Genomic DNA, 23,767 nt, shown 5'->3' with positions numbered 1-23,767 from the left:
AGGGAGGAATCGACATGGCTCACGGACACAAGTCAGATGACCAGGAAAAGATTATCTTCGTCGGGGACTCACGCGTCCGTAAAGGAGCGGGGTTTATCACTCCACCGGATTACACGGCGTATCCCGGCAAATCAGAGGCTTTTATTCCTAACTTCTTGCTGAAGGAATGGATGGTTGGTGTTGTTGTACTGGTTGGTATTCTGGTATTAACGATTTCGGAACCTGCACCATTGGGCTATCCGGCCAATCCAAGTGCATCGGTTATCCCGATGCCAGACTGGTACTTCCTTTTTCTGTATCAGTATTTGAAATACCCATATGCCTCAGGTGATTATGTCCTGCTCGGGGTACTTGGAGTCAGCGGAGTTGCTTTCGGCGCTTTGTTACTGGCCCCTTTTCTGGATACAGGCAAGGAGCGGCGTTTCTACAAACGTCCGATTGCATCATCACTTATGATTCTATCGGTGATGGCCGTTTTCTACCTGACCAATGTTGCATGGACACACTACGCGCATGAGTTGGAAGCAAGTGGCCAGAAGCCGGAACATATTCAGCGTGAGGAAGAAGCGCGTGAGAAACACGCGCAGGGTCTTCCTACGTCGAATGCGCCAGGTCAAAAAGAAGAAGTGGCGATCGTTGAGAAGGATGACCCTGCAATGGATACCTTCAAAAAGGCCGGATGTATCGGATGTCATGCGGCAGATATGAAGGGAGCAGGAGGGCCTTCGCTTCGGGGTGTGGGTGACAAACACAGCCAGGAAGAAATCCTGACGATTATCAAAGAAGGTTATAACAGTATGCCTGCTCAGTATGACAACGCCATTGCCCAAGGGCTGACAGATGATGACATCAATCACTTGGCGGAATGGCTTGCGAAACAGAAGGCAGAACAGTAAAATCGAACTAAGCAATGAAACCTGATCGTTTATGCGGTCAGGTTTTTTTGAGGCGTTTTTCGCAAAACCTATCTTTGGAACGTAGAACACATATGATGGAAGGGGCAGAGCCTGTGGCTTTATCGTATTTTTGGAGCCGGGAATTTCTAACGAACCGTTATTTCCTGTGGCTTCTTTTTTGGTGTAACGCATTAGGAACAGTATATGGATACATATGGTACGGGGATCAATTGGAATATACGCTGGCACAGCAACCACTATGGCAAATTGTGTTTGTGCCGGACAGTCCGACGGCGAGTCTGTTTTTTACACTATCCTTGTTGTGGATTTTGTACAAGCCGAAATCGATGCTTCTGAATCGGATTGGACATGTCATACAGGCGCTTGCTGTGGTTACTTCGGTAAAATACGGCGTTTGGGCAGTCTCCATCATTTTTGCAGGCTGGATGCAGGGGGGCGCACAGAACTGGCAGGATTGGATGTTAATTGCATCGCATAGCGCCATGGCTATTGAGGCTCTGCTGTATGTGCGGTTCTTTGGGTTCCGTTGGGGTGCTCTGGTGATCGCTGCCTTGTGGACGCTGTTAAACGATACGATGGATTATACCTATGACATTTTCCCATGGCTGCCCGCATCGCTGATGGACCATCTGGATGGTGTACGCAACTTCACAGTGGGACTGACGCTAGTAAGCATTCTCTGTGCGTGGCTTGCATTGAGACAGGCTAAACGGACCTGATTTCATAATGTAAGCTTGTTCTAAGGAACTCTCCCCTGCCATACATTGATGGTGGGAGGGATGTCCATGAAGAGAACGTTCAGGATTAAAACTGGATTTATGGTGGTGTCGTTCATGACTCTACTGTTCTGGACGAACTTGTCATACAGCGTATCAGCGGAAAGTACAGGTGCGAACGGAAAGACAGATCAGCAAGTATCAGCCAAAAATTCAATTCAGCAATTAAATGAAGAAGCGGCCCTGCTGTATCGACATGCCTTGGAGAATGATATTGAAGAGGTTAGAGGCAGTATTTTGCGAATCAGTAAAGGTCTGGAGCATATATCCTTTGAGGGTCAGACGACAGTAGAAGGCATTCATGCCCTATCCGAGACCATTGTTGAAGTGAAAGAAGCTGCGGTCAGGGTGAAAAGTGATGATGCATCTCTCCAGCAGGCCTCTGCCAAACTTCGACTTGCGGCAGACAGTCTCGCCAACCCGGCCAAACCTTTATGGCTCCAGTATTATAAAATCGTAAAAAATGATATTGATGCGCTATCAACCGCGGCAGATCAGCAGTTAAGTTCGGCGATAATAGCAAGCCGCTACGCCTTGCTGGAGGAGCATTACGAGACGATCCGGCCTGCGGCGATGATCCGCCGTGAACCTTACGAGATCGCCCAACTGGACGCATGGTTGTCTCATACCAAGGGTCTGACTGCGGCCAAGCAGACTGACATAGCACAATTGAAGAGTATGGTAGCCCATGGTGAAGAGTTGGTGAACCAGTTGTTTGGTCGGGAAAAGGACGAAAGTGCCTTCGTACCGTTTGTTCAGGGTCCCAATCGCAGGGCAGCCGGATTGCTCATTACTTCCATAATCATAGCAACGCTAAGTTATGCGGGTTATCGTAAATATCGAGCACAGCAACAAGGGATTTTTCCTTTTCGGCGTTAAGCCATTACTGTTATCACGATATGATAAAGACCTCTGTCTACAAGGAAGGCCAACCGGTGGCTCTTCTCTTGGCGAGAGAGGTTTTTTCTTTTTGTACAAGTAAAAGGTCAACTTTCCTTAAATCCTTCTCCATGTACATCATGCACATCGCTAATAATAACAAAAGCTCTAGGGTCAACCGAACGCACAATCGTCTGCAAACGTCGGAATTCCTGCCTGGAGATGACACAGTAAGCAACGTGTTTGGCTTGTTTTGAATACGCACCAATGGCTGGAATGAGCGTTACACCGCGGTCCATATCACGGGTAATCAAATCTGCAATCTCAGGTGCATGATCACTGATGATCATAAATGCGCGGGCCGAATAGGCTCCTTCCTGAATGAAGTCGATCACTTTAGAAGCGATAAACACAGCTACAAGGGTATACAGTATTTTTTCTTTGGGAATGTAGACGAGGGAGATACCAATAATGATGAAATCGATACCTAATAGTACACGTCCCATACTCCAGCCATATTTTCGATTAAGAATGCGGGCAATGATGTCAGAGCCGCCTGTCGTTCCGCCCCAGCGGAATACGATTCCAAGGCCTGCCCCCAGTGTAACTCCAGCGTAAAGCGCCGCAAGTAAAAGGTCATTCTGGGTATGTAGCGGTTCAATCCAGCCTAGATGAATCATTTTTTCAAATAACCACAGGAACACCGTAAGCGCTCCAATACCCACGCCTGTATAGATCATCTGTCTGCCGCCCAAAATCTTGAGCCCCACCAGAAAGAGTGGAATATTAACAACCAAGGTTGTAAGTGAAGGAGAGATGTTGAATGCATAATTCAGCAGGACTGTAATCCCTGTTACGCCGCCTTCCATGAGCTGGTTGGGGATGATGAAGTACAGAAGTCCAAAGGCATATAATGCCGTACCCAATAGGATGGGGAGAATCAATTTGAATTGAACCCAGGTTTTGGAAGTGCTCATAAGTTCCCTCTCCATTTTACAAATTAGAATGAGAAAGCAATCATTCCCATCTTAGTATACCTGTTTATTGATTCTTTAAAAATGATTTGTCGTTTATGATGGTGGAAGTGAATCTAAATAACTGATATATTAGGAACAAATACGACATAATTTCAAAAGGAGAATCCGTTCTCATGGAGAAAAGCATTGCAGAAATGCAGCGTGAGGTTGATCTGTATATTTCCCAGTTCAAAGAAGGATACTTCAGCCCGCTGGCCATGCTCGCCCGTATGTCTGAAGAGGTGGGAGAGCTTGCAAGGGAAGTGAATCACGAGTTCGGTGAAAAACCGAAAAAATCTTCCGAAGCAGACAATTCCATTGAGCTTGAGCTCGGGGACATTTTATTTATCACGATTTGTTTTGCTAACTCTCTCGGGATCGACCTGGCAGAGGCGCACGACAAAGTCATGCATAAATTTAACACACGCGATGCAAATCGGTGGACGCCAAAAAACACCGATTAGGCGTAGATTACATATGCTGTACCATCACCTCAATGGGGGAGGGACAGCTTTGATGATGAAACCGGAAGAGTATATGCAGCATGCTTACCGCTGTATTTTGCAAAATGATTTTGAGCAGGCGATTCGTTGGTTCGAATCTGCCATTGATGCTCACCCGGAACATGCGGAGCTCTATTATCGTTGTTCCATTACACATGCCCGCAGTCAACACTTGGCTCCAGCGCTTGAATATGCGCGTAAGGCTGTTGAACTGTCACAGGGGATAGAGGAATATGTTTTGCATTTACAGACCCTGGAAGCCAAACAGATAAGCCTTCAGGCCAAGGTGTTGCTTGAGCAGGCCGGAGACGGAACGCATGAACGATATGTGCAGGCGGCCGATCTGCTGAAACAGGCAGTAAAACTTGACCCGTTATATGTGGAAGCGCATATCATGCTTGCTCTTGCTTACAGTGATCTGAATGAATTCGACCTTGCAACCCGTTCCGTTCGTGACGCATTGTTGCTGGACCCGCAGAATGATCAACTGCATCTATTGTTACAGGAAATTAAGCTGCGTATGAAATCCATTCAATAAGATGCCATTTCATAACGGGATGGAAATCGTTTGAAATGGATTCAACCAAATGAACCAACATAGTGAGGAGATGCAGTCAAGATGAGTGAAGTAATAAGAGTTGCCGTAATCGGAGCGGCTGGCCGGATGGGCCGTGAAGTAGTGAAACTGGTGCTTCAAGATCCTGAACTGGAGCTCGCCGCAGCGGTCAACCGCTCCGGAGTAGGCACGGATGCTGGAACACTTGTCGGTCTGCCCGAATGTGGGGTGCTTTTGACCGATGATATCGAGATGGCTTTTGCAGAGACTAAACCACAGGTTATGGTGGACTTTACAGTCCCTCAATATGCCTTCGCCCATACAGAGATTGCGATCCGTCATGGAGTCAGACCTGTTATGGGTGTTACCGGCTTTACGCCGGAGCAGATTGAACAGCTGGACAAGCAGTGTCAGGACAAAGGCATTGGAGGGTTGATTGCCCCGAACTTCTCAATCGGTGCTATTCTGATGATGAGATTTGCCGCACAGGCTGCCAAACATATGCCGAACGTGGAGATCATCGAATATCACGGGGATCAGAAGCTGGATGCTCCTTCAGGTACAGCAATCAAAACAGCTGAGCTAATTGCAGCAAACCGCGAGGAACTTCGTCAGGGTAATCCGAATGAAGAAGAGACGATCGAAGGATCGCGTGGCGGATATTATAATGGATTCCGAATTCATAGTGTACGGTTGCCGGGGGTTTTCGCCCAGCAAGAAGTGGTATTTGGAGACTATGGCCAATCCCTCAAAATTCGTCATGATTCCTATGAGCGTGCAGGTTACATGCCTGGTGTTAAGATTGGTGTACAGAAGGTTATGGAATATACAGGACTTATCTACGGATTTGATCACTTTATCGACTAAAGGGGATTGTCATGTTGAAAATTGCATTTATTGCCCATGATCGCAAAAAAGAAGAGATGGTTAACTTCGTGACAGCCTACGAAAATGTATTTACAGACCATCAACTATACTCGACAGGTACAACAGGTCTTCGCATTATGGAAGGAACCTCATTACAGATCCATCGGTTTGAATCCGGTCCACTGGGCGGGGATCAACAGATCGGAGCCTTGGTTGCACAAAATGAGATGGATCTGATTATTTTTCTGCGTGATCCATTGATGGCACAGCCTCATGAACCAGATATTAACGCTTTGCTGCGTCTGTGCGATGTACAGGGGATTCCGCTTGCTACGAATATTGCAACTGCAGAGATTCTCGTTAAAGCGCTCGATCGCGGTGATTTTGGCTGGAGAGAGCTTGTACATAAATACAAGCCTGAGGGTGGATTGAATTCGGGTGATGCTCAATGAGTCTGGATATTCTCATATTTGGCGCACACGCGGATGATGCAGAGATTGGGATGGCAGGAACGATTGCCAAACATACTGCAGCCGGACTGAAAGTAGGCGTGTGTGATCTGACCCGGGCGGAGATGTCTTCCAACGGGACGGTAGAGCGCAGAGCCGAGGAAGCGGAGCAAGCCTCCCGCGTCCTCGGTCTTTCGTGTCGAAGCAATCTCGGTTTGCCTGATCGGGGGCTGTATATTACTCCTGAACACATCGAGGCTGTGACAGCCGAGATACGGCGTCATGCCCCTCGAATTGTGTTTGCGCCATATTGGGAGGATCGTCACCCGGATCATGTGATGTGCAGCAAGCTGGTGCAGGAGGCTGTCTTTAATGCCAAGCTTAGAAACTATAAGCCGGACATGCCCGCAGTTCAGGTGAAAGAATTGTATTTTTACTTCATTAACGATATCGGACCAACGGATTTGATTGTGGATATTACGGAACACTATGAGCAGAAGGAAAATTCATTGCTTAGTTATCGTTCCCAGTTCGAATTGGGAGAAGGCGCAGTTGCCACTCCATTGACTCAAGGATATATTGAACGGGTGAAATCCCGGGATTCTTTGCTCGGACAGCGGAGCCTCATTCCTTTTGCAGAAGGATTCGCTAGCATTACACCTTATGTAGTTCATCAATTTGGCCAAGCAGCCAAGTCATAAAACGATCGAACTTGCTCGTATAAATCATTTATCAATTGCATTTCCGTTGCATTACATCAACCTGCACACGCGGGAGATTAAAGGAGCGTCCACCGGATGGATCAAAAGCTAAAAATTGGTATTACCTGTTATCCGTCCCTCGGAGGGTCTGGCGTTGTCGCAACGGAGCTGGGCAAATTGCTTGCCGAACAGGGTCACCAGGTTCACTTTATTGCTAATAGTATCCCGTTTAGACTGGGTAAATTTCAGAAAAATATTTTTTATCATGAAGTTGAGGTCAACGATTACTACGTCTTCCGTTATCCACCGTATGACCTGTCATTGGCCACGAAAATGGCGCAAGTAGCCAAAGCACAGCAACTGGATCTGCTACATGTACATTATGCAGTGCCACATGCGGTGTGTGCCTTTTTGGCCAAACAAATGGTTGGTGAGGATTTAAAGGTGGTTACAACGTTACACGGAACAGATATTACTGTACTGGCACAGGATGAGTCGTTGAAGGATTTGATTCGACTTGCCATCAACGAGAGTGATGCGGTTACGGCCGTATCCCAGGATTTGATTCGTGAAACGGTTGATTTGCTGGATATTAGGCGCCCAATCGATCTAACCTATAACTTTATTGATAAAAGAATCTATTATCCACGTGATTCAGCAAGTCTGCGTAGAGACTTCGCAGCACCTCACGAAAAAATACTGATGCATATCTCCAACTTCCGTCCTGTGAAGAGAACACAGGATGTGGTAGAGGTGTTCCGTCAGGTACAGGAGCAAGTACCTGCCAAACTGTTATTTGTTGGAGAAGGACCGGATTTGCCGAAGATTCAATGGAAGATTAATGAGCTTGGACTGAATGACAAGGTTCATTTCCTAGGTAAGCAGGATGATGTTGCTCAAGTCATTTCGATGGCTGATGTGCTTATGCTGCCTTCGGAGAAGGAAAGCTTTGGACTGGTGGCACTCGAAGCCATGGCTTGTGGTGTACCTACTATTGGATCACAGGCAGGGGGTATTCCTGAACTGGTATTGCACGGCAAGACCGGATTTTTGTCTCCAATCGGTGACACGCAATCGATGGCGGAGAACACGATTCGTTTGTTGACTGACGACCGTTTGACAGCAGACTTCAGAGAGGCATGTTTGAGACGGGCCCATCATGATTTCTGTAATGATGCCATTCGGCATGAATATGAACAAATATACTACCGGGTGCTGGGACGTGAAGTTCCGAATCTGAAGCCGGTTTGTGGCTGATTGTCAGATAGGATTGTTCCATTACGGAAATATATCTGTGTAAGCCACACCAAGCAACACGTAGTTATGGGGTGAGAGTAAGTGGTTCAATGGACACAGGTAGATCATGAAATGGCAAGACAAAGTGAACAGGTGCTGCGAACATTAAATGAAAAAGGGTACGAAGCTTATTGGGTCGGTGGTTGTGTGCGTGATGAACTGCTGGAACGTGGCGTGGATGATATGGATATCACCACGTCCGCTTCCCCTGAGCAAGTCATGGAACTGTTCGCGGATTGCATCCCTACGGGCCTCCAACATGGAACGGTTACTGTTCGTTCAGGAGGCTTTTACTTTGAAGTTACGACTTTTCGAACTGAATCTGAATATAAGGATAATCGAAGACCCACTGCTGTTCAATTTGTGCAGGATGTCAAAGAAGATTTGCAGCGGCGTGACTTCACAATGAATGCTCTCGCTATGGATCGTGACGGAAATATCGTTGATCCTTTTGGTGGACAATCGGATATTCAGGATGGACGGGTCAGATGTGTGGGTTCGGCTGGAGAACGCTTTGGTGAAGATGCGCTGCGGATGCTTCGCTGTGTTCGCTTTGCTTCGGTATTTGATTTCAAAATTGCCTACAACACCTGGAAGGGATTAGTTCGGCAAAAGGATCTGCTTCAACATATCGCCATGGAAAGAGTACGTACCGAAATGGTGAAAATGATGGCAGGCCCTCATCCACTGCGCGGCCTGGAATTGCTGTTTCGAAGCCAGGCACTGGAGCATGTGAAGGCACCAATCTCCATGGAGCGATTCAATAAAGCCCTCATGTCCAATATGGAACAATTGAAGGAGGAAAACGTTTTATTGCGCTGGTCCATGATGCTGATTGCAGGTCATTATACCAGGGATGAAGCAGATGCTTTACTTCGAAAATGGACGTTTTCTAATGACGATCGTTCCCGCATTAATGGAGTTCTCCAGGTCGAACAGTTGATCCAGACTGTCGTACAAGAGCAGAAGGATGAAGAGACACTTCGATCAGAGTGGATCGTAACTGTGCTGTCTTGTGGACGTCAGGCAACAGAGGACTGGCTCATCATTCAACGACTGCTTCCAACAGGTTGGAGAGATCAAGAGGTTCTGCACGAAGAACAGATGGTGGTAATAGAATCCCAAGGTGCTGGATGGAGTCAATCCATGAAGGTGCATGAACTGAAAGATTTGCATATTACGGGTGAGAACGTATTGCAGCTTCTTGGGCGCAAGGGTGGACCATGGCTGGGACAACTGATGAAATATCTTTTAAGAGAGACTGCGATCGGAAATTTAGCGAATCAGCATGACATGCTGACCAACGAAGTAAAGCGGGTGGCTGCAGATGACAAAGCATGAGGAACTGTTACATATGTTGCTGAATGCCGAAGGAGAGTTTGTGTCTGGTGAAGAGATTAGTCGCAACCTTTCCATTAGCCGAACGGCCGTGTGGAAGCACGTAAACAAACTGCGTGACATGGGTTATGAGTTTGAAGCCGTATCTCGCAAAGGGTATCGCTTGGTCACGAAACCGGACAGTATCGATGCCACAGCGCTTCAGCTGGCACTAGAAACGACGGTATTTGGTCGGAAGGCGGTCATTCTGAATTCCACATTGTCCACCCAAGGTGATGTACAGCACATGGCTGAACAGGGGCAGGGCGAAGGGGCTGTGGTTTTGGCGGAAGAACAGACGGGTGGACGAGGCCGCTTTGGACGTAAATGGTTCTCACCACCTGGAAGAGGCATCTGGATGAGTGTTCTAATGCGTCCGGAGCTTGCACTGCAAAATACACCACAGCTTACCTTATTAACGGGTGTGGCCGTGTGTCGTGCCATTCGGTCATATACAGGTGCTGATGCTGGAATCAAATGGCCTAATGATCTTTTGATTGATGGTCGCAAGGTATGCGGGATTCTGCTTGAATCAACCGTTGAAGACCACGAATTACGTTACTGTATCGCAGGCATAGGCGTAGATGTGAACTTCGATCCCAAGGATTATCCCGAGGATCTGATAACAATCGCAACTTCACTTAAGATGGAGACCGGACAAACCATAGACCGAACAAAACTTGCAGCGGCCATTCTCTCGGAATTGGAGCGTTTGTATTTTTTGTATCAAAAAGAAGGTTTCGGCGTGATCTCTTCGCTCTGGGAAGCTTTGTCCGTATCCATGAATCGCGAAATTAAGGTGGCTAATCCGCAGGGGATCATCGAAGGTACAGCCGTAGGCATTGATCCTTCTGGGGCATTGATTGTGGTGAAGAAAAACGGTGAGCGTGTATCGGTTTATTCCGGTGAAGTTTCATTGGTGAATTAAACAATTTGTCGAATTTACACCGTTAAAATGAACATAAGACGTGAACTTTGGGCAGAACTTTGGTATACTGTGTTCGTGAGGCGATATCGGCTAATGCAGACCGAATTGCACTCCGGCAATAGTATGCTTTGTTCTGCTTTTAAAATGTTGTAGTGACAAGGCAGGAATGGTAGTAAAGTGAGTTGTTGGATTCTGCTCTGAGCCGAAGAGGACCGAGACAGAAGGGACGATCGCAAGTGACTCTTTTTTGACTTTTCGGGACTTTTTAGTGGAAACTAAAAGGTTTTTTTGTTGCGTTTAAATTGAAAAGGTGAGAGGAGCCATGACAAAAATGGCAAACAAACAAGCATTGAATATTGTGAAAATGAAAAAATATAAGCAGGACGGCGTGCCGCTTAGTATGATTACAGCTTACGATTATCCGACAGCCCAATTGGCCGAGGAAGCAGGTATCGATCTAATTTTGGTTGGTGATTCACTGGGAAACGTGGTGTTGGGTTATAACTCCACCTTGCCTGTTACGATCGACGATATGGTGTACCATACACGCTCTGTAGTACGTGGGGCGGGAAATACGTTTATCGTGGCTGATATGCCCTTCATGACGTACCATGGCAGCGTGGACGAGACTCTTAAAGGTGTCCGTCGCCTGATGCAGGAAGGTCATGCACATGCGGTCAAGATGGAGGGCGGTCTCGAAATCGCAGATACGGTAAAGGCGGTTGTGCAAGCCGGTGTACCTGTACTTGGACATATCGGGCTTACACCGCAATCCGTGAATCAAATTGGCGGTTATCGTATTCAGGGCAAGGATGCTGCAGATGCCAAACGGCTGATGGACGAAGCTAAGGCGCTTGAAGCAGCCGGAGCTTTCGGCATTGTACTCGAACTGGTCACTGAAGAAGTGGCAAGAGCGATATCAGAAGAATTGTCTATTCCTACGATTGGTATTGGCGCAGGTAGAGGGTGTGATGGTCAGGTATTGGTATTCCATGATGTGGTTCAGTATGCTTCCCCATACACGCCAAAACGTTTTGTCAAATCGTATGGAGACGTAGGTACACTGATTCGCAATAGCATTGAGTCCTATGTGAAAGAAGTCAAGGACCGCTCATTCCCGGCAGAAGAGCATGTATTTACCGCCGCTGACGGCGTTCTGGATCAACTGTACGGACATCGTAAAGAAAAGGTGGAGACCAACGCATGAAAGTGATACGGACAATCGCAGAATTAAGACAAGAACTTAGCTTGGAACGTCAGTCGATTCAGTCCAGAGAGTCCGTTGTAGGACTCGTGCCTACGATGGGATTTCTTCATGAAGGCCATGCAAGTTTGATGCAAGCGGCCAAACAACAGAGTGATATCGTGGTTTTGAGCATATTTGTAAATCCCATTCAATTCGGTCCGAATGAAGACTTTGACAGTTACCCTAGGGATGAAGCCAGAGATGTGGAAACTGCACGAGCAAATGGGGTGGATATCGTATTTATTCCCTCTGTTGAAGAGATGTATCCACAGCCTACACAAACGGCCGTATCGGTTTCTCGTCTAACGGATCGCTTATGCGGTGCATCACGTCCAGGGCATTTTGACGGAGTGACTACGGTCGTGTCGAAGCTGTTTAACATTGTACAACCGCAACGTGCATTTTTTGGCATGAAGGACGCACAGCAGGTAGCTGTGATCCAGCAGATGGTTAACGATTTGAACATGGCAGTTGAGGTTGTACCTTGTCCTATCGTTCGTGAAAGTGATGGCTTGGCGCTTAGTTCGCGCAACGTGTACCTCAGCGCAGAACAGCGTCAGGAAGCTCTTGTTCTGTCCAAGGCACTGCGTGAGGCTCAGGAAGCTGTAGATGCAGGGACGGCGATGACAGCAGCGGATATCCGCGGTATATTGCGTCAGAACATTGAACGTTCACCAATGGCTGTGATTGATTATGCTGAAATTCAGGCTTTTCCAAGCCTGGAACCTCTTGCAAATCAGGAAAAAGTTCATGGTCGTGACGATCTGTTGATCGCACTTGCAGTAAAATTCGGCAAAACAAGATTGATTGACAATATAAGGCTGCAAAAATCGGAGGTGCTGTCCCATGTTTAGAACACTAATGAAATCCAAAATTCACCGGGCAACCGTTACGGAAGCAAACCTGAACTATGTGGGTAGCATTACCATTGATGAAGATCTAATGGAAACTTCCGATCTGATGGAAAATGAAAAAGTGCAAATTGTGAATAACAACAATGGTGCACGTCTGGAAACCTATGTCATTCCAGGTCCACGTGGAAGTGGAGTTATCTGTTTGAATGGAGCAGCAGCTCGTCTGGTACAGCCTGGGGATACCGTCATTATCATTTCATATGCGATGATGTCTCAAGAAGAGGCAAATAATCACAAGCCTACCGTTGTATTTGTGGATGGACAGAATAAACCTGTGCAAACGATGAAGCAAGAAGTTCATGCGACGATTATGTAATCGACTGGTAAGGGGAATGAAATCGACCCATTCTACAAAAAATGAGTACAGGTCACTGCACTAATCCATTTTTTTAAGGGTGGGGATGCATCGATGTTCCAGCATGTTTTCGCAGAAATGAACGACATGTTAGATGAAATTATCAAGCGCTACCCTTCTGCTGAAGGCCTAAGCAAACAGGAATTGCTGCAAAAGTGGAATTTGCTGAAGCGGATGAGTGACGGGATGATTGACGAGTGGCTGATGTTTGAAGAAAAAATGAGCCAGGTGAGGGAAAGGGATATGGATAAGCCTGCTTCCCTCGAACCTGAACAGGAAGCTGTTACCGCATTGCCAGAACTGCATCTGGAGTGTTTCAGTCGCGGTCAGGGATATTTCAAACTGCAAATGTACCCGCAGGCGATTATGCAATTTTCTAGGGTTGTGACCGACTATCCGGAAAGTGCATTGACTCGTTTTTACCTGGCTCTTGCTCATCTTAACCTGGAACAAACCGAGGAAGCAGGAATACACTTGCAGCGGATTATGCATTTGAATGGTTCGCCGAGATTGAAAGGACTGGTATGTAACGTCCTGGGCTGTATCGAGGCCAAGCTTGCGAACCCTGATGGAGCATGTTCACTATTTGCACAGGCGCTTCAGTATGACCCAACGTTGACCGAACCGCTGTATAACATGGAAGCCTGTCGTTTAAACAGCGGAAAATTGCAATATGCAAATCAGCTGACTGCCTTAAATTAAGGGCTACTCGGCGGCATAAAGACGGTGTTCCCTCCTCTGGCATAGCGGCGGGGACACCGCCTTTTTTGTCAGTTAATTTTCAAACGCCCTTTTTTTTGCTATGCTGTAACATAGACTGGAATGGAAGGGACCGTACATTGCAATGAAATTTGCCGTATTGGATTTCGAAACAACCGGCACGCAGTCCGACGGTGAGATTATACAAGCCGGACTTGCCATCATAGACCATGATTACAGCATAACTCAAATATATAGTTCTTATGTGAACCCAGGTGTACCGATTCCTCCGTTTATTACGGGGTTAACCGGTATTACTGATGAAGATGTGGCGGATGCTCCCTCATTGGAAGAGATGATGATGGAGATGGTTCCGCTGCTTGACGATGTGGTTCTTGTTGGACACAACGTTGCTTTTGATTTCCATTTTCTTCAAAATGCACTCGATCGCTGCGGCTATCTACCGTTTACCGGACGGATTCTGGATACGATTGATTTCCTGAAGATCACGTTCCCGTCACTGGGTTCTTATCAACTCGGTTACGTGTCTTCAGAATTCGGATTTCAGCATGACCGCCCTCATCAGGCAGACAGTGATGCCCTTGCAACAGCTTTTGTATTACTGAAGTGTCTCGATGAGCTGCGTGCATTGCCTCTGATCACGATTCAGCGCCTCAGTGACCTGTTTGCACCCGAAGACAGTGACTTGGGTTGGTTCTTCGATGGAATGCGTACTGAGAAGGAAGCAGAGCCGATTCAGGATCTGGATGGTCATACGTATTACCGCCAGCTTGCCCTGAACGTGAGTGACTGGACCGATATAGGCTCACCACGTGAGGAGCGAGAGGGTAATCCGCTGGAAGGCGTAAGTTTTGAGCAGTTTATGGATCAGGTTAGAGATAACCTGAAGGAGACGCTGGACCATTATGAGGAGCGTGAGGCTCAAACTCAGATGTTCAGCAGTGTACGACAAGCTTTGGATGAAGAGAAACATCTATTGATTGAAGCTGGAACAGGTACAGGTAAATCACTTGGTTATTTGTTGCCTGCCATCTATGAAAGTGTGAAACAGGAACAGAAAGTCATGGTCAGCACACATACCATCAACTTGCAGGAGCAATTGAGAGAGCGGGATATTCCTATGCTGACCCAAGTGGTTCCGTTCCCGTTCAAGGCAGCGGTGTTCAAAGGACGTGGGCACTATCTGTGTCTGCGTAAGTTTGAGCATAAAATCAATAAACGTGAATTTGCTACACCGAAAGAGGATTATTTTACAGCGGCTCAGATGATTGTCTGGCTTACTCAGACGGAGACTGGAGACGACGAGGAGCTTAATCTAAGCGGGCGCGGAGGAGACTTCTGGGAGACGGTACAGAGTGAGTCTGAATCCTGTCTTGGACGTTCCTGTCCTTGGTTCCGCAAATGTTTCTATCACCGGGCCAAACATGAAGCGGGGCTGTCCGATATCGTTATTACGAATCATTCGAAATTGTTTACGGATGTCAAAGCAGCGCATCAGTTGCTGCCAGCCTACGAAAGTCTCGTCATCGATGAAGCACATCATCTGGAGGATGTAGCGGGTAAACACCTTGGTCTTCATATGAAATATTTCACGTTGGTTCATACACTGACCCGACTGTTTAAAGATAGCCGTAATGGCCAACTGCCTATGCTTCGTTCTCAATTGTCGGGTCATGAAAATTCGGTACAGTGGGGCTCCATGATTGATCAGATGTTCCCGCTTGCCGTCGAAGTCAAGGAGACATGGGATCGACTAAGTGATACACTATTCAGCCTGTTGCCTGAACGTAGCGATGCTTCTCCAGGCGAGACAGGACAATTCTCTCTTAGACTGAAACCTTCACAAAAACCAGCTAAATGGCAGGAATTGCAGGATGTTGAAAACCAAATCTATGTAACTCTAGGCGATTTGATTCGTAAAGGAGACAAGCTGCTGCTTGAAGTGAAAGAAGATCAGGACGATTACCAGTCCGATAGTCTGATTACGGATATCTCAGGTCTGCTCAAGGACTTGGCAACGATCAAGGATAATCTGCGTTTCTTCATGCGGATGGATGATGCCAATACCGTGTACTGGATGGAGGCCAGCGGCCAGTTCCGCAGTAAATCACTGCAACTCTATGCTGTTCCTGTCGATGTCAGTGCACAATTGAAGGATATGTTCTTTGATAAAAAGAAAAGCGTTGTGCTTACATCGGCTACGCTCTCCGTTGACAAGTCATTCCAATTCATGATCGAACAGCTGGGCTTGCAGGAAGCTGCCGAGAATAACCGCTTGTTAACGTCCATGCTGCCGTCACCGTTCAACTATCGCGAACAGGCTCTGCTTGTCATTCCACGTGATTTCCCAAGCGTGAAGGGCAGTGTAGGCGATGCCCACTTTGTGGATATGCTCGTGCACTCGCTCGCGGAAACGGCTATCGCGACTCGTGGACGCATGATGGTGTTGTTCACCTCCTACCGCATGCTGCGTCAGGTCTATGACCCGCTTAAGGAGGCCTTGTCAGGCAATGATATCTCTTTACTTGGGCAAGGGGTGGACAGCGGCAGTCGTTCTAAGCTTACACGCCGCTTCCAAGATGCGAAAGCAACGGTGCTTCTTGGCACAAGCAGTTTCTGGGAAGGAGTGGACATTCCGGGAGAGGCTCTGACCTGTCTTGCGATTGTCAGACTGCCGTTCCAGCCACCGAATCATCCATTAGTCGAAGCGAAGAGCGAGCTTTTGCAACAGCAGAAGAAAAACCCGTTTATGAAGCTGTCAGTGCCACAAGCAGTCATTCGTTTCAAGCAGGGATTTGGCAGACTGGTTCGTACAGGTAAAGACAGAGGCATAGTGATTGTATACGATACACGCGTCATTGAAGCGTATTATGGCAAGTACTTTTTATATTCATTACCTGGTCCCAAAATGGAGCACATGCTCACCGAGCAGATGGTTCCACGCATTTCGGAATGGCTCGAGAGACCAACCGATGAACAACAATAACAGATATGCTCTGTACCTTGCATTATTGCATGACGCCACTGATTGGCGGTAAAATTGAGTAATATCATTTATTCGTTTCATGGATATGCGAGTAAAATGATTAAAGAAATAATTTAAGCAATTATCCATTATATAACAAGGAGCATCCTGTTTAATTCAGTAATCATTTTTGCATCGTTTTAGACAGGGTGCTCATCTTTTGATCTATCTATCGTGGCCTTGGTAAGGGGGAGCAATGAATGAAATCAGATAAAATTTCGGAAGCCGTGGTGCGTAGATTGCCTGTTTACTTGCGTTATTTGAATGAACTGCATCAGCGCGAAGTCAATACGGTTTCTTCACAAGAACTTGGACTGAGGCTGGATTTGAATCCTGCCCAGATTCGTAAAGACCTGGCTTACTTCGGTGATTTTGGTCGTAAAGGGATCGGGTATGACGTTTCATATCTCATCGAGAAAATTCGCCATATTTTAAAAATAGACCAGCAGATCAATGTGGCTCTTGTTGGAGCAGGTAATTTGGGACATGCTTTGTCCAATTACAATGCCTACCTCAAAGACAACATGAAAATAGTCGCTGTATTTGATGCCTACGGTCCGAAGATTGGGAGTCAAATCAACAGTCTGACGGTGCAGCCGATGAATGAATTAACGGATTCGGTCAAAAAAGATAACATTCGTATAGGTATTATCACGGTTCCGGATACGGAAGCTCAAAATGTTGCAGATCAGCTGATTGAGTCAGGAATTGAAGCGATCCTGAATTTTGCGCCAACGATCCTAAAGACCCCGCCGCATATTCGCATTCATCATGCCGATTTTACGACGGATCTGCTAAGCCTTGCTTATTACTTGGAGAATGGAAAGGACGACGAGGAAGATGACGACAAATAGATGGGTAATTCACAACGGCAAATTTGCCGTGAGTGAGGGTACGAATTGGAAAGTGGTTCAAGGTTTTATGGTTGTCGAGAATGACAAGATTGTGCATATTGGTGAGACATTGCCGGAAGGAGACGAAAGTCTGACAAAGGTGGACGGAAAAGGACTGTTCTTCTTGCCGGGTCTGATCAATACGCATGGTCACGCGGCCATGTCGCTTCTGAGAGGCCATGGAGACGATCTGGCGTTACAAGTATGGTTGCAGGAGAAAATGTGGCCAATGGAAGCCAAAATGACGTCTGAAGACGTATATTGGGGCACATCACTTTCCGTGCTTGAAATGTTGAAGGGCGGAACAACAGCGTTCCTGGATATGTATGATCATATGGATCAGGTGGCGAAAGTGGTGGAACAATCTGGCGTTCGGGCTGCTCTGGCACGTGGGGTAATCGGACTTTGCTCAGAAGAAGAACAACTACGCAAGCTGGAAGAATCCGCAGCATTTGCCCGTCAATGGAATGGACAAGCAGACGGAAGAATTACAACCGTAATCTCTCCACACGCCCCTTACACTTGCCCTCCGGATTACATAGAGAAGCTGGTACAGGTTGCTCATGACCTGAATCTGCCTTTGCATACGCATATGTCTGAAACGCTTCGCGAAGTGGAGCAGAACGTGGCTGATTACGGACTGCGTCCGGTCGCGCATTTGGAGAAGCTAGGATTTTTCTCCCGTCCATCTCTGGTTGCGCATGCGGTACATCTGAATGATGAGGAGATCGAGATTCTCGCAAAGCATGATGTAGCGGTTTCCCACAATCCAGGCAGTAACCTGAAATTGGCTTCGGGTGTTGCACGTGTACCTGATCTGCTGAAAGCAGGCGTGACCGTATCCTTGGGAACAGACGGACCAGCAAGTAACAATAATCTGGATATGTTTGAAGAAATGAGACTGGCTGCGTTGATTCACAAAGGGGTATCCGGTGATCCTACTGCAGTGCCGGCAGGGGAAGCGCTTCTGCTTGGAACTTCGTATGGTGCCAAATCCATATTCCTGAACAATACAGGCGCTCTGCAAGTTGGCATGAAGGCCGACTTCATCGCGTTGAACATCGAACAAGCCCATTTCTATCCTCATACCGATCTGATTTCCCATACGGTCTACTCGGCATCGGCCAAAGATGTGGAGCATGTGTGGGTGGATGGTAAACAAGTGGTTAAACATGGCGAATGTCTTTCGATGGATGAAGAGCGCATTCTGCGTGAGTCTCAACTGGCATTTGACAGTCTTCTGGCCCGTTAATTACAAGGACAGGAGCGTCATAGGGAAAGGAAGTTCGGCTTTTGAAGAAAAAAAAGAAGTGGATATGGATATCGCTGCTGCTCCTGGTTCTGATTCTGTTTGGACTTCAGCGTTATTATGTCTATGTTACCCAGGATCAGCGCAAGGAAGAGGCGTTGGCCATACAGGCGGCCCAGGAACAGCTGGGGATTACGTCCCACGAAGAGCTGCGTAAGTATGTCTGGGGGCAGAAAGACGGCGGAGACAACATATACTGGACCCTGATCGGCAAAAATAAGGATAACCAGGATGTCATGGTGTGGATCAAGTTTGATGAGAATAACAAACCTGTGACGGGAACCAATGCGGTTCACGGTGAACTGTTGAAGAACGGCATGTCTGAAGCTCAGATACGAAATCGGTTCAGCTCTGAAGTTCCCGGTGGAGAGATCAAGCGAATCATGCCAGGCGTTGTGAATGGAATCTATGTATGGCAAGTGTATTATAACGATGATACTCATAACTATTATCGGTTTTACCGCTTCAGTAACGGGGAACAGGTGGACTTGGTCTATACGATTCCAAACAGCTAGAATTAGCAGAGGTACTATCGTTTGAAAAGAATACATTAAAGAACCGGCAGACGGAAACCCGACTGGACCGGTTCTTTGACGTACTTTCCTGATCATTTTGGATTTGAATAGTTAAAATTCATATTTTCGCCTTAGATATTGTATATACGATGTGATATACTCAGATATGTATTCAAGGATACATCATACACAAATAAATCCTGTTAGGCACATCACGGGATATTACGTACACATATTCATATTCTTGCCTACAAGCTATAGGATGGGCCAAAATTTAGGAGGGGTAACTCACTTGAAGATAAAAGTATTGCCTATTGCTCTGACTGCCGTCATTTCAGCCGTTGTGTTGTTTGGAGGTTGGTTTGTGTATCGTCATGTGGCTGTGCAAAGCCCAATTGAAAAGATGGTTACCCAGTACGATGGAGTCAATGATGTTCAATTAACTATTAACCGCAATGATGTACAGTTGAAACTTGATCTGCAGCCGGATGTTGATCTGGGCAGGTTGGTACAATATATTCACAAAGAAGGACAGACCTTGATTGGCACTCGTTCGTTGAAGCTGGATGTCGTGGATCATTCCAACGAAGCGCTAGAGAGCTGGTGGGGAAGCGCGATGTTTACCGTAGCTCAAGCGATGGAGAACAAGCAATACACCGAGATTACACCGACTTTGTCTAAAATGGCTACGAATGGGATCAAGGTAAACACAGCCATGGATGACAATAATGTATATGTCAGTCTCAGAGATGGAGATGCCAGCAAGTTTATTATTCTGCCGCGTGTGCCCGGTCAGATAGGAGTGTGGCCTAATGCCTAAATGGACGAAAGAAATTGCCATTGGATTTGTACCCGTATTGATTATCTTTCTCGCTTTTATCGGTGTAAACATGATTCCCATTCTGATCGCTGCAATGCTTGTGGGTGCTCTGCTGCTCATGATGCAAATGCGTGGTGGGATTACGGTGGGGGCAGGTCAGGAACGTAAACGCAAGAAAAAAGGACCTTCCAAGCTGACTTTTGAAGAAATCGGTGGTCAGGAGAGTGCCAAGCAGGAACTGCGGGAAGCACTTGATTTTCTCATTCGACATGAAGAAATTCAGAAGTTTGGTATTCGTCCTTTGAAAGGTATCCTGCTTACTGGCCCTCCAGGAACAGGTAAAACCTTGATGGCCAAAGCTGCTGCTCATTATACCGACTCTGTTTTTGTAGCTGCTTCAGGCAGTGAGTTTGTTGAGATGTATGTTGGTGTAGGCGCAGGCAGAATACGGGATTTGTTCCGTGATGCAAGAACACGTGCCGCTAAAGAAAATAAGGAAAATGCTATTATATTTATCGATGAAATTGATGTGATAGGTGGAAAACGCGAAGGTGGACAACAGCGTGAATATGATCAGACGCTGAATCAGCTGTTGACGGAAATGGATGGCATTTACTCTTCCGAAACACCACGTATACTCGTGATCGCCGCTACGAACCGAAAAGAAATGCTGGATAGCGCGCTGACGCGTCCAGGTCGTTTTGACCGTCATATTCAGGTGGATTTGCCGGATAAGAAAGGCAGAAAACACATACTGGAGCTGCATGCAGTCAATAAACCTCTTTTGGAAGGGGTGAGCCTTGAGAAGACAGCAGAAGAATCCTATGGTTTCTCTGGAGCACAGCTGGAAAGCGTGATGAACGAAGCTGCAATTTACGCGATGAGAGACGCGCTGCCCAACATTGAACAGCGCCATCTGTCCCTTGCGATTGATAAAGTAATGATGGGTGAGAAGACAGACCGCGAATCCAGCGTGGAAGAGAAGAAAAGAGTGGCTATTCATGAATTGGGACATGCCATCATGGCTGAACTGGTTCGTCCTGGCAGTGTGAGTCAGGTTGCACTCAGCCCTCGTGGACAGGCCTTGGGTTATGTACGTCATAACCCGCAACAAGAGCAATTTCTGTACACGAAGCGTTTCCTTGAAGAGCAAATCATGATTGCTCTCGGAGGTGCAGCAGCGGAGGAAATGTATTACGGTGGACGCAGTACAGGATCACGCAATGACTTTGAACAAGCAACGAATGTGGTACAAACGATGATGGCTTCCGGGCTCACGACGTTGGGTATTGTTAACATGGATATGGTAACTACGGAAGAATTAATGCGGGAGAACAAATTGATCCTGCAAGACCTGATGGAACAGACCAAACGATTGCTTGAAGAACAGCGGACAATTTTCGACAATTCCCTCGACACGTTGCTCAGGGAAGAAGTATTGTCTGGCGATCAATTTCGTTGTCAATTTCGTGACAGCGCCCTTCTACCGGCATAATTTATTTATGTCGGTTATTTTTTTTTACATTTCACTCGTGCTAAGATATTATTATATGTTGGGTCGAAATTTGTAATTTTCGGCGAACAGGGTACAATAGAGAATAGAGAACCGAAAGGATGGAGCAGAACCATGTTTTTCAAAAAGATAGGAGTTGTCGGCGGCGGCACGATGGGGCAAGGTATTTCCCAGATGCTTGCAGCCAAAGGACTTGATGTGCTTCTGGTGGAACACACAACGGAGAAGCTTGATCATGCATATAACATGATTGAGACTAACCTCGATAAACAACTGGAGAAATGGGCTATAACGAAGGCTGAGAAGAAATTGATTCTCTCCCGTATTACCAAAGTTGCTCATTTGGCTGAACTCGGAACTTGCGATATGGTTATTGAGACTATTTCTGAAGATCTGGACGCGAAAAAAGCGGTATTTAGTCAACTTGACCAAGTTTGCCCAAGCAACGTAATTCTTGCAAGTAATACATCCACGCTGAGTTTGACTGAGCTTGCAAGCTCAACCAAATACCCAGAGCGTGTTATTGGTATGCACTTTATTCACCCGGTTTCCCGGGTTGATCTTGTAGAGATTATTCGTGGTCTTAAAACATCCGATAGCACTTTTGCAGAAACTAGACGTTTTGTGGAAGAAGTAGCGGACAAAAAAGGCGTTATGATCTATGAATCGCCTGGATTTGTTACGTCCAGACTGATCTGTCTTCTGATCAACGAAGCGCTACATGTACTGCAGGAAGGTGTCGCTTCCGCTGAAGATATTGATGACGCTATGCGTATCGGATACAATTTCCAGCACGGACCGCTTGAGATGGCAGACCGTTTCGGATTGGATTCAGTAGAAGCTGCACTCGAAAGAATGTTCCGTGAATTCGGTGAATTGAAATATCGTCCTTCCACAGTCCTGAAGAAAATGGTGCGTGCAGGACACCTGGGTGTTAAAACAGGCGAAGGATTCTTCAAGTACGACAAGGATGGTGACCGGCTGTGAAAGTACTCGTAATTAATGCGGGGAGTTCCTCGCTCAAATATCAATTGTATAACATGACGGATGAATCCGTATTGGCAAAAGGTCTGGTAGAGCGGATCGGCATGGACTCTTCCATTCTGACTCATAAACCAACGGGCCGCGAGGATGTTACGGAAGTTAGCGAAATTCTCGAACATACTACAGCGATTCGTAAAGTTATTGACATCCTGACAGACAAAGAAAACGGTGTGCTTGGTTCCGTTGATGAAATTCAGGCTGTTGGACATCGTGTAGTTCACGGTGGTGAAGCATTTAAGGAATCGACATTGGTTGATGATGCTGCCAAAGCAGAAATCCGCCGTCTGTTCGATCTGGCTCCACTGCATAACCCTGCAGCAATGATGGGTATTCGTGCGGCTGAATCTAATATGCCAGGGGTACCACAGGTAATGGTCTTTGATACGGCTTTCCATCAAACGATGCCGGAAAAAGCATATCTGTATGCCATTCCACGTGTGCTTTACAAAAAGTATAAAGTGCGTCGTTATGGAGCACATGGTACTTCCCATGATTACGTAAGCAAGGCAGCAGCTGAATATCTGGATCGTCCATTGGAAGATCTGAAGGTCATCACATGTCATGTTGGTAATGGTGGTAGCGTAACGGCTGTACAAGGCGGCGTATCCGTGGACACGTCCATGGGCATGACTCCACTCGAAGGATTGATGATGGGAACACGTAGTGGTGACCTGGATCCGGCAATTGTACCTTATGTTATGAACAAGGAAGAACTGAGCGTTAGCGAAGTGAACTCCATGTTGAACAAACATAGTGGACTTCTAGCAATCTCCGGCATCAGCAGCGACATGCGTGAAATCACGGAAGGTATGGAGGCTGGCGATGCTAACTCCACGCTTGCATTTGAAATGTACGAATACCGTCTACGTAAATACATCGGTTCTTATGCAGCAGCAATGAATGGTGTAGATGTGATCGTATTTACGGCTGGTGTAGGTGAGAACTCCGTTGTTCTTCGCCAAAAAGTATGTGAGCAACTCACGTACCTGGGTGTTGAACTGGATGAAGCGTTGAATGCAATTCGCTCTGGAGAACCACGCCGCATCACAACAGCGAATTCCAAAGTGGACGTTCTCGTAGTTCCTACGAACGAAGAATTGGTGATTGCAAGAGATACACACCGAATCGTATTGAATTCTCTGTAATCT

Annotated in this window: 24 protein-coding genes; 23 read left to right on the top strand and 1 reads right to left on the bottom strand. The window is 46.7% G+C overall.

Translation table 11 applies throughout. The features are described from left to right. Window positions 1–14 precede the first annotated feature (14 nt). From ACDJ58_RS18520 to ACDJ58_RS18510, 3 genes are all read left to right on the top strand, one after another. Window positions 15–896, top strand: coding sequence for a c-type cytochrome (locus ACDJ58_RS18520; RefSeq protein WP_413372319.1), 882 nt, complete (start codon window positions 15–17; stop codon window positions 894–896). A gap of 113 nt (window positions 897–1,009) precedes the next feature. Then, window positions 1,010–1,636 carry a DUF1405 domain-containing protein gene (locus tag ACDJ58_RS18515; RefSeq protein ID WP_064640765.1) on the top strand — a complete coding sequence of 209 codons (627 nt, stop codon included), beginning with the start codon at window positions 1,010–1,012 and terminating at the stop codon, window positions 1,634–1,636. A 66-nt stretch (window positions 1,637–1,702) separates the two neighbouring features. After that, the gene (locus ACDJ58_RS18510) at window positions 1,703–2,572 is read left to right on the top strand and encodes a sporulation protein YpjB (protein WP_413372318.1); all 870 of its coding nucleotides are present in this window, start codon (window positions 1,703–1,705) and stop codon (window positions 2,570–2,572) included. Between the two features lie 107 nt (window positions 2,573–2,679). Here ACDJ58_RS18510 and ACDJ58_RS18505 read toward each other — a convergent pair whose 3' ends face one another. Continuing rightward, window positions 2,680–3,549: a YitT family protein gene (locus ACDJ58_RS18505; protein WP_063566789.1), complete on the bottom strand. Its 870-nt coding sequence runs from the start codon at window positions 3,547–3,549 to the stop codon at window positions 2,680–2,682. 173 nt (window positions 3,550–3,722) lie between these two features. Between ACDJ58_RS18505 and ACDJ58_RS18500 the strand changes: the two genes are divergently transcribed. The 20 genes from ACDJ58_RS18500 to ACDJ58_RS18405 all read left to right on the top strand — a co-directional run bounded on the left by ACDJ58_RS18500 (window position 3,723) and on the right by ACDJ58_RS18405 (window position 23,764). Continuing rightward, on the top strand, window positions 3,723–4,052 hold the full coding sequence (locus tag ACDJ58_RS18500) for a nucleotide pyrophosphohydrolase (RefSeq protein WP_024630636.1): 330 nt from the start codon (window positions 3,723–3,725) through the stop codon (window positions 4,050–4,052). A 52-nt stretch (window positions 4,053–4,104) separates the two neighbouring features. Further along, the gene (locus ACDJ58_RS18495) at window positions 4,105–4,629 is read left to right on the top strand and encodes a tetratricopeptide repeat protein (protein ID WP_413372317.1); all 525 of its coding nucleotides are present in this window, start codon (window positions 4,105–4,107) and stop codon (window positions 4,627–4,629) included. Between the two features lie 81 nt (window positions 4,630–4,710). After that, on the top strand, window positions 4,711–5,514 hold the full coding sequence (dapB, locus tag ACDJ58_RS18490; RefSeq protein ID WP_413372316.1) for a 4-hydroxy-tetrahydrodipicolinate reductase: 804 nt from the start codon (window positions 4,711–4,713) through the stop codon (window positions 5,512–5,514). An 11-nt stretch (window positions 5,515–5,525) separates the two neighbouring features. Further along, window positions 5,526–5,966, top strand: a complete 441-nt coding sequence (mgsA, locus tag ACDJ58_RS18485; protein WP_024630633.1) for a methylglyoxal synthase — start codon at window positions 5,526–5,528, stop codon at window positions 5,964–5,966. Then, window positions 5,963–6,664, top strand: a complete 702-nt coding sequence (gene bshB1 / locus ACDJ58_RS18480; RefSeq protein ID WP_413372315.1) for a bacillithiol biosynthesis deacetylase BshB1 — start codon at window positions 5,963–5,965, stop codon at window positions 6,662–6,664. The genes mgsA and bshB1 overlap by 4 nt, the downstream gene beginning before the upstream one ends. Before the next feature lie 96 nt (window positions 6,665–6,760). Beyond that, the gene (bshA, locus tag ACDJ58_RS18475) at window positions 6,761–7,921 is read left to right on the top strand and encodes an N-acetyl-alpha-D-glucosaminyl L-malate synthase BshA (protein WP_413372314.1); all 1,161 of its coding nucleotides are present in this window, start codon (window positions 6,761–6,763) and stop codon (window positions 7,919–7,921) included. Window positions 7,922–8,002: 81 nt separating this feature from the next. Beyond that, entirely contained in the window at window positions 8,003–9,301 is a 1,299-nt protein-coding gene (locus ACDJ58_RS18470) for a CCA tRNA nucleotidyltransferase (protein WP_413372313.1), read from the top strand. Further along, on the top strand, window positions 9,288–10,265 hold the full coding sequence (locus tag ACDJ58_RS18465; RefSeq protein WP_413372312.1) for a biotin--[acetyl-CoA-carboxylase] ligase: 978 nt from the start codon (window positions 9,288–9,290) through the stop codon (window positions 10,263–10,265). The genes ACDJ58_RS18470 and ACDJ58_RS18465 overlap by 14 nt, the downstream gene beginning before the upstream one ends. 331 nt (window positions 10,266–10,596) lie before the next feature. After that, on the top strand, window positions 10,597–11,472 hold the full coding sequence (gene panB, locus ACDJ58_RS18460; RefSeq protein WP_413372311.1) for a 3-methyl-2-oxobutanoate hydroxymethyltransferase: 876 nt from the start codon (window positions 10,597–10,599) through the stop codon (window positions 11,470–11,472). Further along, window positions 11,469–12,365, top strand: coding sequence for a pantoate--beta-alanine ligase (gene panC / locus ACDJ58_RS18455; RefSeq protein WP_413372310.1), 897 nt, complete (start codon window positions 11,469–11,471; stop codon window positions 12,363–12,365). The genes panB and panC overlap by 4 nt, the downstream gene beginning before the upstream one ends. Continuing rightward, window positions 12,358–12,741: an aspartate 1-decarboxylase gene (gene panD / locus ACDJ58_RS18450; protein WP_062327492.1), complete on the top strand. Its 384-nt coding sequence runs from the start codon at window positions 12,358–12,360 to the stop codon at window positions 12,739–12,741. Before panC ends, panD begins: the two co-directional genes overlap by 8 nt. A 93-nt stretch (window positions 12,742–12,834) precedes the next feature. Next, window positions 12,835–13,482 (top strand): tetratricopeptide repeat protein, encoded by a 648-nt coding sequence (locus ACDJ58_RS18445; RefSeq protein WP_413372309.1) that lies wholly within the window; start codon window positions 12,835–12,837, stop codon window positions 13,480–13,482. A gap of 142 nt (window positions 13,483–13,624) precedes the next feature. Beyond that, a complete protein-coding gene (gene dinG / locus ACDJ58_RS18440) occupies window positions 13,625–16,486 on the top strand; it encodes an ATP-dependent DNA helicase DinG (RefSeq protein WP_413372308.1) in 2,862 nt (953 codons plus the stop codon). Window positions 16,487–16,725: 239 nt separating this feature from the next. Beyond that, complete coding sequence (locus ACDJ58_RS18435) at window positions 16,726–17,379, top strand: redox-sensing transcriptional repressor Rex (RefSeq protein WP_053780717.1); 654 nt, start codon at window positions 16,726–16,728, stop codon at window positions 17,377–17,379. Next, on the top strand, window positions 17,366–18,670 hold the full coding sequence (locus ACDJ58_RS18430) for an amidohydrolase (protein ID WP_413372307.1): 1,305 nt from the start codon (window positions 17,366–17,368) through the stop codon (window positions 18,668–18,670). The genes ACDJ58_RS18435 and ACDJ58_RS18430 overlap by 14 nt, the downstream gene beginning before the upstream one ends. Window positions 18,671–18,711: 41 nt before the next feature. After that, complete coding sequence (locus ACDJ58_RS18425) at window positions 18,712–19,242, top strand: DUF5590 domain-containing protein (RefSeq protein WP_413372306.1); 531 nt, start codon at window positions 18,712–18,714, stop codon at window positions 19,240–19,242. Window positions 19,243–19,534: 292 nt separating this feature from the next. Further along, window positions 19,535–20,062, top strand: a complete 528-nt coding sequence (locus tag ACDJ58_RS18420; protein WP_063566800.1) for a hypothetical protein — start codon at window positions 19,535–19,537, stop codon at window positions 20,060–20,062. Then, window positions 20,055–21,557 carry an AAA family ATPase gene (locus ACDJ58_RS18415; protein ID WP_413372304.1) on the top strand — a complete coding sequence of 501 codons (1,503 nt, stop codon included), beginning with the start codon at window positions 20,055–20,057 and terminating at the stop codon, window positions 21,555–21,557. Before ACDJ58_RS18420 ends, ACDJ58_RS18415 begins: the two co-directional genes overlap by 8 nt. Before the next feature lie 132 nt (window positions 21,558–21,689). Then, on the top strand, window positions 21,690–22,562 hold the full coding sequence (locus ACDJ58_RS18410; protein WP_413372303.1) for a 3-hydroxyacyl-CoA dehydrogenase family protein: 873 nt from the start codon (window positions 21,690–21,692) through the stop codon (window positions 22,560–22,562). Beyond that, window positions 22,559–23,764 carry an acetate/propionate family kinase gene (locus ACDJ58_RS18405; protein WP_413372302.1) on the top strand — a complete coding sequence of 402 codons (1,206 nt, stop codon included), beginning with the start codon at window positions 22,559–22,561 and terminating at the stop codon, window positions 23,762–23,764. Before ACDJ58_RS18410 ends, ACDJ58_RS18405 begins: the two co-directional genes overlap by 4 nt. The last annotated feature ends 3 nt before the right edge of the window (window positions 23,765–23,767 follow it).

This window comes from Paenibacillus taichungensis (assembly GCF_047302525.1).
Taxonomy (GTDB): Bacteria; Bacillota; Bacilli; order Paenibacillales; family Paenibacillaceae; genus Paenibacillus; species Paenibacillus taichungensis_B.
The sequence above is the reverse complement of the archived record's forward strand: the minus strand, read 5'-3'. Positions and strand labels throughout refer to the sequence as shown.